This is a genomic window from Nocardia sp. NPDC005745 (assembly GCF_040630775.1).
Classification (GTDB): domain Bacteria; phylum Actinomycetota; class Actinomycetes; order Mycobacteriales; family Mycobacteriaceae; genus Nocardia.
Window position 1 is genome coordinate 39,692 of sequence record NZ_JBEXYF010000046.1, and the last position, 8,914, is coordinate 48,605.

Annotated in this window: 8 protein-coding genes; 7 read left to right on the top strand and 1 reads right to left on the bottom strand. The window is 70.1% G+C overall.

Annotation, left to right across the window (positions count from 1 at the left end; genetic code table 11):
• Nucleotides 1-1,074: an NAD-dependent epimerase/dehydratase family protein gene (locus tag ABZ420_RS32775; RefSeq protein ID WP_357131112.1), complete on the top strand. Its 1,074-nt coding sequence runs from the start codon at nucleotides 1-3 to the stop codon at nucleotides 1,072-1,074.
• Nucleotides 1,071-2,078 carry a lysophospholipid acyltransferase family protein gene (locus ABZ420_RS32780; protein WP_357131115.1) on the top strand — a complete coding sequence of 336 codons (1,008 nt, stop codon included), beginning with the start codon at nucleotides 1,071-1,073 and terminating at the stop codon, nucleotides 2,076-2,078. Before ABZ420_RS32775 ends, ABZ420_RS32780 begins: the two co-directional genes overlap by 4 nt.
• 6 nt (nucleotides 2,079-2,084) lie before the next feature.
• Here ABZ420_RS32780 and ABZ420_RS32785 read toward each other — a convergent pair whose 3' ends face one another.
• Nucleotides 2,085-3,029: an HAD-IB family hydrolase gene (locus ABZ420_RS32785; protein ID WP_062968389.1), complete on the bottom strand. Its 945-nt coding sequence runs from the start codon at nucleotides 3,027-3,029 to the stop codon at nucleotides 2,085-2,087.
• Nucleotides 3,030-3,251: 222 nt separating this feature from the next.
• Between ABZ420_RS32785 and ABZ420_RS32790 the strand changes: the two genes are divergently transcribed.
• From ABZ420_RS32790 to ABZ420_RS32810, 5 genes are all read left to right on the top strand, one after another.
• The gene (locus ABZ420_RS32790; RefSeq protein ID WP_062968198.1) at nucleotides 3,252-3,512 is read left to right on the top strand and encodes a glutaredoxin family protein; all 261 of its coding nucleotides are present in this window, start codon (nucleotides 3,252-3,254) and stop codon (nucleotides 3,510-3,512) included.
• A gap of 239 nt (nucleotides 3,513-3,751) precedes the next feature.
• Nucleotides 3,752-4,597, top strand: a complete 846-nt coding sequence (locus ABZ420_RS32795; protein WP_357131118.1) for a redox-sensing transcriptional repressor Rex — start codon at nucleotides 3,752-3,754, stop codon at nucleotides 4,595-4,597.
• Between the two features lie 70 nt (nucleotides 4,598-4,667).
• Nucleotides 4,668-6,110 (top strand): glutamyl-tRNA reductase, encoded by a 1,443-nt coding sequence (locus ABZ420_RS32800; protein WP_357131120.1) that lies wholly within the window; start codon nucleotides 4,668-4,670, stop codon nucleotides 6,108-6,110.
• Nucleotides 6,107-7,162, top strand: coding sequence for a hydroxymethylbilane synthase (gene hemC, locus ABZ420_RS32805; protein WP_357131122.1), 1,056 nt, complete (start codon nucleotides 6,107-6,109; stop codon nucleotides 7,160-7,162). Before ABZ420_RS32800 ends, hemC begins: the two co-directional genes overlap by 4 nt.
• A gap of 61 nt (nucleotides 7,163-7,223) precedes the next feature.
• A complete protein-coding gene (locus ABZ420_RS32810; RefSeq protein WP_040870383.1) occupies nucleotides 7,224-8,786 on the top strand; it encodes a bifunctional uroporphyrinogen-III C-methyltransferase/uroporphyrinogen-III synthase in 1,563 nt (520 codons plus the stop codon).
• Nucleotides 8,787-8,914: the final 128 nt, after the last annotated feature.

The window sequence follows — 8,914 nt, forward strand, 5'->3', positions numbered from 1 at the left end:
GTGGGTTCTGAGGGTCGGGAAGGACACGCGCCGAAGGTAGTGCTGGTCACTGGAGCCAGCCGCTTCTTCGGCGGCACGGTCGTCGCACGCCTCGCCCAGGATCCCGGGATCGAGCGCATTCTCGCCGTCGACACGATGACGCCCGGCCGAGAGTTGCAGCGGCGCATGGGCCGCGCCGAATTCGTACGAGCGGACATCCGAAACCCGTTGATCCGTAAGGTGATCGATGGTGGTGAGGTGGACACCGTGGTGCACACCGCCCTGCTGACCCGCCCGCCCGCGGGCGGCGGTCGCGCGGTGATGAAGGATCACAACGTCCTCGGCGCGATGCAGCTGTTCGCGGTGTGCCAGAAGGTGGCGTCGGTGCGCCGGGTGGTGCTGCGCTCCTCGTCGGCGGTGTACGGGTGCAGCGCGAAGGATCCCGCGAAATTCAGTGAGGAAATGAGCGCCCGCACGCCACCGCGCGGCGGGTTCGCGCGCGACATGATCGATATAGAGGGTTATGTTCGCGGCCTCGCCCGGCGGCGTCCCGATATCGCCACGTCGATTTTGCGATTCGCACCGATCGTGGGCCCGCGGCTGGCCGCCCGCGGTGCGCAATATCTGCGTTCGCCGGTGACCCCGACCGTATTCGGCCGGGACGCCAGGATGCAGCTGCTGCACGAGGAGGACGCGGTGGCCGCGCTGACCCATACGGCACGGCGTACGGTCAGTGGCACGTATAACATCGCGGGTGATGGCGCGCTGTCGCTGTCGCAGGCGGTCCGGCGGGCAGGCCTGATCGAGTTGCCCGTTCCCTTCACGATGTTCCGCACCGCGGGTCGCTTCCTCATGGGCCCGGTGATGCGGGAGTTCTCCGCCGAACAGCTCGACTATTTCCACTTCGGCTGTGGCCTGGACACCACGCGCATGCGCACGGAACTCGAGTTCGTGCCGCGCTGGACGACGGTGCAGGCGTTCGACGATTTCATCGGGGGCGCAGCGTTGCGGCCCGTAGTCGATCCAGCGTGGATCGACGCCGCAGAACACAAACTGCTCGGCCTGCTCGGGGCCGGTACGGGAGCACACCAATGAATGACGTAGCGAAAGTCATCCAACTCCACGATCTTCAGATCGAGACGCGCCAGCGTCCGGCGCCACGCCGCCTGGCCGCTCCGAGTCCGGTGACCTCGCTGGTCGAGCGGCGCGCGGCGGTGACGCCCGCCGCGCCGCAGTCGCTGTCCGGGATGCTGCGTGGCGCGCTCGGCAAGCAGATCTCCAAGACCGCGGATTTCGCGCGCCGCAGGCTCACCGGCGACTACCAGCTCGACGAATTCGGTTTCGACGAGCACCTGCTCGAGTCGGTCATCCTGCCCGCCCTGCGCCCGCTGTCGGACCTGTGGTTCCGGGTGGAGGTCAGCGGGATGGACAACCTGCCGGAAGCGGGCGGCGCGCTGATCGTGGCCAACCACGCGGGCACCGTGCCGCTGGACGGTCTGATGCTGCAGCTGGCCGTGCACGACCGGCACCCCAAGCAGCGCGCGCTGCGCTTGCTGGCGGCCGACCTGATCTTCGAGACACCGGTGCTCGGTGTGCTGGCGCGCCGCGCGGGCCACACCTTGGCCTGCCGGGAGGATGCCGAACGGCTGCTGCGCTCCGGCGAGCTGACCGGCGTGTTCCCGGAAGGATTCAAGGGCGTCGGCAAGCAGTACACCGATCGCTACAAGCTGCAACGCTTCGGCCGGGGCGGCTTCGTCGCCGCGGCGGTGCGCACCGGCGTGCCGATCATCCCGTGCTCGATCGTCGGCTCCGAGGAGATCTACCCGAAGCTGGCCGATCTCAAGCCGCTGGCCCGGTTGCTCGGCCTCCCGTACTTCCCGGTGACGCCGCTGTTCCCGCACCTGGGCCCGCTCGGCGCGGTACCGCTGCCGTCCAAGTGGTACATCGAATTCGGCACCCCCGTCCCGACCACGCCCTACGAGCCGGAGGCCGCCGACGACCCGATGACCATGTTCGAGGTCACCGACCAGGTACGCGAGACCATCCAGCAGACGCTCTACAAGCTGCTCACCAAGCGCCGCAACGTCTTCACCGGGTAGGGGTTGCTAGTGGTCGTCGCGGCGGCGGGTTACGGCCGCGGCGACGGCGCCGCCTGCCGCGCCGAGGGCCAGGGCGGTGGGCACGCCGATCTTCGCGGCCTTGCGGCCGGTGCGGAAGTCGCGGATCTCCCAACCGCGGTTCTTGGCGACTTCGCGTAGGTCCGAATCCGGGTTGATCGCCACGGCCGTGCCGACCAGCGAGAGCATCGGCACGTCGTTGTGGCTGTCGGAATACGCGGTGCAGCGCTTGAGGTTCAAGCCCTCGCGGATCGCCAGGGTGCGCACCGCGTGCGCTTTGCCCAGGCCGTGCAGGATGTCGCCGACCAGTCGCCCGGTGAACGTCCCGTCCACGCTCTCGGCCACGGTGCCCAGCGCTCCGGTGAGGCCGAGCCGCTTGGCGATCACCTGCGCCAGCTCCACCGGGGTCGCGGTCACCAGCCACACCTGCTGGCCCGCATCCAGATGCATCTGCGCGAGCGCGCGAGTGCCGGGCCAGATCTTGTCGGCGATGATCTCGTCGTAGATCTCCTCGCCCAGTGCGGCCAGTTCGGCGGTCGAGCGCCCGGCGATGAACGCCAGCGCCTTCTCCTTGCCGCTGGCCATATCGGTGCTGCTCTCCTTGCCGGTGACCCGGAATTTCACCTGTTTCCAGGCGACGTCCACCAGATCGGAGGTCTTGAAGTACTTGCGCGCCGCCAGACCGCGGGCGAAATGCACGATGGATGCGCCCTGCACCATGGTGTTGTCGACGTCGAAGAACGCCGCCGCGGTCAGGTCGCGCGGCGCCTCGAGGCCTGCCACCGCCTCGCCCGCGGCGAGTTCCGCGTCGTGCAGGGTCAGCGCCGCGTCGGCGCTCGCCTCACCGGCCAGATTGGCCCGTAATTCCTCTTCACTCGGGCCGAAGGGGCTGCGCGAGATGCGGGCGAGCTGGTCTTGCAGACCCTGGCCCATCTGGCTCAGGTTCCACCGCGCCGGAAACTCACCGAATCGTCCCGCGATGAATCCGGCCCTCGCCACCTTCGATCGTTCCGGCACCAGTACCTCCGCCCGTCGCGCGAACCATGTCAACAGTAGCCGGATCATGCGACAGTCACGGCAGAAGGCGGCGCGCGACACATTCGCGTTGCGCACACCGAGCCCTCGCGGTGTTCGGCCCCGGATTAAATTTCGGTCATGACCAATCACACACATTCGGTGACATTGCTGACTCGCGCGGGGTGCGGGCTGTGTGCGACGGCACTGCGACAGCTGAGCGTGATCTGCGCCGAATTCGGTATCGAACCGGGGACCGTCGACGTCGACGAAGCCGCCGCTACCGACCCTGGCCTGCGCGCGGAGTACGGCGACCGGCTTCCCGTCGTTCTGCTCGACGGCCGCGAACACAGCTATTTCGATGTCGACGAGACCCGATTGCGGGCGGACTTGAAGCGCTGAGTACCCCGTTTTCCGTCCGATTCGGCCGCTGCGCTGGTCGCGACGGAAAATGAGGCCAATTTCACCGACTTTGTGCAGGGCTTCACAAGCAGTTACGGTGGTGGCACGCGACCCGCATGCCGAGGCTGCGGAGCCGCCCCGAAATCCGAAACTTCGACACCATGGCACCGGACCGTCCCCGGGTCAGCGGGGTCGAGCGACGAACCGGAGCCCGAGCCCCGGGACGAGGAGCCGACGACGTGACAGAGCAGCATGAGGCGCCAGGTGGCGTCTCCGGCAGGGCTCTGCAGAAGGACATCCCGCAGGCCACCGTCGCGCGACTGGCTACCTACCTCCGGGTCCTCGCCATGTTGGCCGACGACGGTGTTGCCATCGTATCTAGTGAGGAACTGGCTGTCGCGGCGGGTGTCAATTCGGCCAAATTGCGCAAGGATCTGTCCTTCCTCGGCCCCAACGGGGTTCGCGGCGTCGGCTACGACGTGGCCAAGCTCCGCGCCCGGATCGAGGGCGTCCTCGGCCTGTCCCAGGGCCACCGTGTCGTGCTGGTCGGCGCGGGGAACCTGGGCCGCGCCCTGGTCGGCTACGGCGGATTCCGGCGGCGCGGTTTCACGGTGGTCGGCATTTTCGACAGCGACCCCGGCGTGATCGGCATACCGGTCGCGGGCCTGGTGGTGCGTGACGTCACCGAGTTGGCCGGCGCGGTCGCCGATCTGAAGCCGACCATCGCGGTCATCACCGTGCCCGACGACGCCGCCCAGGACGTGTGCGACCGGCTCGTCGCGTCCGGACTGCAGTCGATTCTGAGCTTCGCCCCCTGCGAGCTGGTCGCACCGGCGACGGTCGAGGTCCGTCGCGTCGACCTGGCCGTCGAGATGCAGATGCTCTCGTTCGAACGGGTGCGCAACGCCGAGCAGCCTCCGCTGCCGGAGGTCGCGCACGCCGGGTCGGGGCGCATCGCGCACCGTCTGCCCGCGCCGCACGCGGCGCCCGCGCACCCGGCGCTCCAGCACTCGGCAACCCCGCATACGGCAACCTCGCATACGGCAACGGAGCCAAGCAGCAAGGGATCGGTGGTCACACCATGAGTGAGCGCAGCGAGCGAATCATGCAGCACAGCACGGCGGTGTGTCCCGCCTGTGCCGGGATGGTGGCGGCATGAGCGTTCTCCTCGTCGGCATCTCGCATCGCAGCGCGCCGGTCCCGGTCCTGGAGAAGGTGGCCGTCACCGATGCCGACCGGCCGAAACTGATCGACCGCCTGATCTCCTCCAGCCACGTGTCCGAGGCGATGATCGTCTCCACCTGCAATCGGGTGGAGGTCTACGCGGTGGTCGACGCCTTCCACGGCGGCCTCGCCGAGATCGGTGACCTGCTGACCAAGCACTCCGGCTTGCCGATGCCGGATCTGACCAAGCACGCCTACGTTCGTTACTCCGAGGCCGCCGCCGAGCATCTGTTCGCCGTGGCCAGCGGATTGGACTCGATGGTGGTCGGCGAGCAGCAGGTGCTCAGCCAGATCCGCGGCGCCTACGCCTCCGCCGACGCGCAGCAGGCCGTCGGACGGACCCTGCACGAACTGGCCCAGCACGCGCTGCGGGTCGGCAAGCGGGTGCACGCCGAAACCGGCATCGATCGCGCGGGCGCGTCGGTGGTTTCGGTGGCGCTCGATCGCGCGCAGCAGGTACTCGGCCCGCTGGTCGGCCGGACCGCCGCGGTGGTCGGAGCGGGCGCCATGGGCGGTCTCGCGGTCGCGCATCTCTCGCGCGCCGGGATCGGCCGGATCATCGTGGTGAACCGCACTCTCGCGCGGGCGCGCAGACTCGCCGAGACCGCGCGAACGCACGGCGTCGAGGCCGAGGCCATGGAGCTGTCGCGGCTCACCGAGGCGATGGCCGCCTCCGACGCGGTGGTCACCTGCACCGGTGCGGTCGGCACGGTCGTGACGCTCGCCGACACCCACCGCGCGCTCACCGAGCGCGAGCGCGGCGAGGAATTCGCCACCGTGGAGCGGCCGTTGGTGTTCTGCGATCTCGGCTTGCCGCGCGATGTCGAGCACGCCGTGGCCGGACTGCCCGGTGTCACGCTCATCGATATCGAGACGTTGCAACGCGATCCGGCGGCGGGCGCCGCCGCCGACGACACCGCGGCCGCGCGGTCGATCGTGGCCGACGAATTGGCCAAATACCTTGCCGGTCAGCGGATGGCCGAGGTCACCCCGACGGTGGCGGCGCTGCGCCAGCGCGCCGCGGAGGTGGTCGAGGCCGAACTCCTCCGGCTGGATTCGCGGTTGCCCGGCTTGGCCGACCCGGAACGTGACGAGGTCGCGCGCACGGTGCGCCGGGTGGTCGACAAGCTGCTGCACGCGCCGACGGTGCGGGTCAAGCAGCTCGCGTCCACGCCGGGCGGCGACAGCTACGCCGAAGCGCTGCGCGAATTGTTCGAACTCAAACCAGGTGCGGCCCAAGCGGTCGCCGCGCCGATGGAGATCACCGCGCTCGCCGGAGATCATGCGGAGATCACAGCGGCCGACGCGGAGATCGTGCTGGCCGACGACTTCACCGCAGGCCATCGCGGCGAGGAACAGGGGCAGACGGCATGACCATGGTGCACCGAGAAGACAACGCGACCGCGGAGGGCACCCGTACCCCGTGGCGGATCGGCACCCGGGGGAGCCTGCTCGCGCTCACCCAGGCGGGCACGGTGCGTGACGCGCTGATCGCGGCCGGGCAGCCGGCCGAGCTGGTCGTCATCAAGACCGCGGGCGACCTGTCGTCGGACCCGGTGCAGAAGATCGGTGTCGGCGTGTTCACCTCCGCGCTCCGCGACGAGCTGGCGGCGGGCGCGATCGACATCGCCGTGCACTCCTACAAGGATCTGCCCACCGCGCAGGACCCGCGCTTCACCATCGCCGCCATCCCGCCCAGAGAGGACCCGCGCGACGCACTGGTCGCACGCGACGGGCTGGTGCTCGGCGAGTTGCCCGCAGGTGCCAAGGTCGGCACCTCGGCGCCGCGCCGCGCGGCCCAGCTGAGGGCGCTCGGGCTCGGCCTCGATGTCGTCCCGCTGCGCGGCAACCTGGACACCCGGTTGCGCAAGGTCAGCGAGGGCGAGCTGGACGCCGTGGTGGTGGCCAGAGCCGGACTGGCCCGCATCGACCGGCTGGACGCGGTCACCGAGGCCTTGGAGCCGGTGCAGATGCTGTCGGCGCCCGCTCAGGGCGCGCTCGCGGTGGAATGCCGCAGCGACCACGCCGCGCTGGTGGAGATCCTGTCCGGACTGGACGACGCGGCCACCCGCGCGTCGGTCGTCGCGGAGCGGTCACTGCTGGCCGAACTGGAGGCGGGCTGCACCGCGCCGATCGGCGCGCTCGCCGAAGTGGTCGAATCGCTCGACGACGACGGGCGGATCGTGGACGAGCTGTCGCTGCGCGCCTGCGCGGCGGCCGTCGACGGATCCGACGTGCTGCGGGCCTCGGTGGTCGGCGCCCCGGCCGACGCGGAGGAACTCGGCCGTGCGCTTGCCCGCGAGTTGCTCGACATGGGTGCGCGCGAGTTGCTCGCCGCCGAACCGGACGACGGTTCCCCCACCCGGGCGGTGAGTTCGCCCGCCACAGACTTGCCCAACCCCAGCCCAATGGAGAACAGCCGATGAGCGGAAGCACAGGCACCGTGCCCTCGGGTATGCCGGAGCCGAGCGCAAGCGAGGTGCAGGCATGAGCCGAGCCACGAAGAAGCACCCCGGTCGCATCCTTTTCGTCGGATCGGGTCCGGGTGACCCGGCGCTGCTCACCGTCCGGGCCCGTGAGGTGATCGGACGGGCGACGCTGGCGTTCACCGACCCGGACGTCGACAAGGGCGTGCTCGCCCTCATCGGCACCTCCGTCGAGCCGGGGCCGGACGGGGAACGTCCCGTCGACGTGCGGCCCGCGCTCGGCGAGCCCGCCGAGGTGGCCAAGACACTGATCGCCGAAGCGCGCGCCGGGCACGACGTGGTGCGCGTGGTCGCGGGCGACCCCCTGACCACCGACTCGGTGATCGCCGAAGTCAACGCCGTCACCAGGTCGCACATGGTCTTCGAGGTGCTGCCCGGCCTGCCCAACGGCTCCGCGGTGCCCAGCTACGCGGGCATCGCCCTGGGTTCCGGGCACACCGAGGCGGACGTGCGCGGCGAGGTCGACTGGGCCGCGCTCGCGGCCGCCCCCGGCCCGCTCGTGCTGCACGCGACCTCCGGGCATCTCGCCGAGACCGCGAGCGCCCTGGTCGAGCACGGCATGGCGCCGCAGACCCCGGTCGCGGTGACGGTGCGGGGCACCACCCGTCAGCAGCGCACGATCGAAGCCACCCTGGCCACGCTGAACAGCGCGGCCTCGGAACTGGTCGGCCCGCTGGTGGTGACCATCGGCAAGGTGGTCGCGCACCGGTCGAAGATGTCTTGGTGGGAGTCGCGCGCGCTGTACGGCTGGACCGTGCTGGTGCCGCGCACCAAGGATCAGGCCGCGGAGATGAGCGAACGGCTCGTCACGCACGGCGCCATCCCGATGGAGGTGCCGACCATCGCGGTCGAGCCACCGCGCAGCCCCGCCCAGATGGAGCGCGCGGTCAAGGGTTTGGTCGACGGGCGCTACCAGTGGGTGGTGTTCACCTCCACCAACGCGGTGCGCGCGGTCTGGGAGAAGTTCGCCGAGTTCGGCCTGGACGCGAGGGCGTTCTCCGGCGTGAAGATCGCCTGCGTGGGCGAGGCCACCGCGGAGAAGGTGCGTTCGTTCGGCATCAACCCGGAGTTGGTGCCCAGCGGCGAGCAGTCCTCCGAGGGGTTGCTGGCCGACTTCCCGCCCTACGACGACGTGTTCGACCCGGTGAACCGGGTGCTGCTGCCGCGCGCCGACATCGCCACCGAGACGCTGGCCGAGGGCCTGCGCGACCGCGGCTGGGAGATCGATGACGTGACGGCCTACCGCACGGTGCGCGCCTCGCCGCCGCCCGCGGAGACCCGCGAGATGATCAAGACCGGCGGCTTCGATGCGGTCCTGTTCACCTCGTCCTCCACGGTGCGCAATCTGGTGGGCATCGCGGGCAAGCCGCACGCGCGCACCATCGTGGCGTGCATCGGCCCCAAGACCGCCGAGACCGCCATCGAATTCGGCCTGCGCGTGGACGTGCAGCCCGAGGTGGCCCAGGTCGGTCCCCTGGTCGAAGCGCTGGCCGAGCACGCTGCCCGGCTGCGCGCCGAAGGCCTCCTGCCGCCTCCACGGAAGAAGAGCCGCCGCAGTAGGTAGCTGTGTTCAATTGCCGCGACTTCGTCGCGGCGGGTTCGCGGCCCCTTTATGGCTCGCGTTTGCGCGACCGCCGCTTGCTCCTTCGTCGCGGACGCGACGGCCGCGCAAACGCGAGCCGGGCCGCGAAC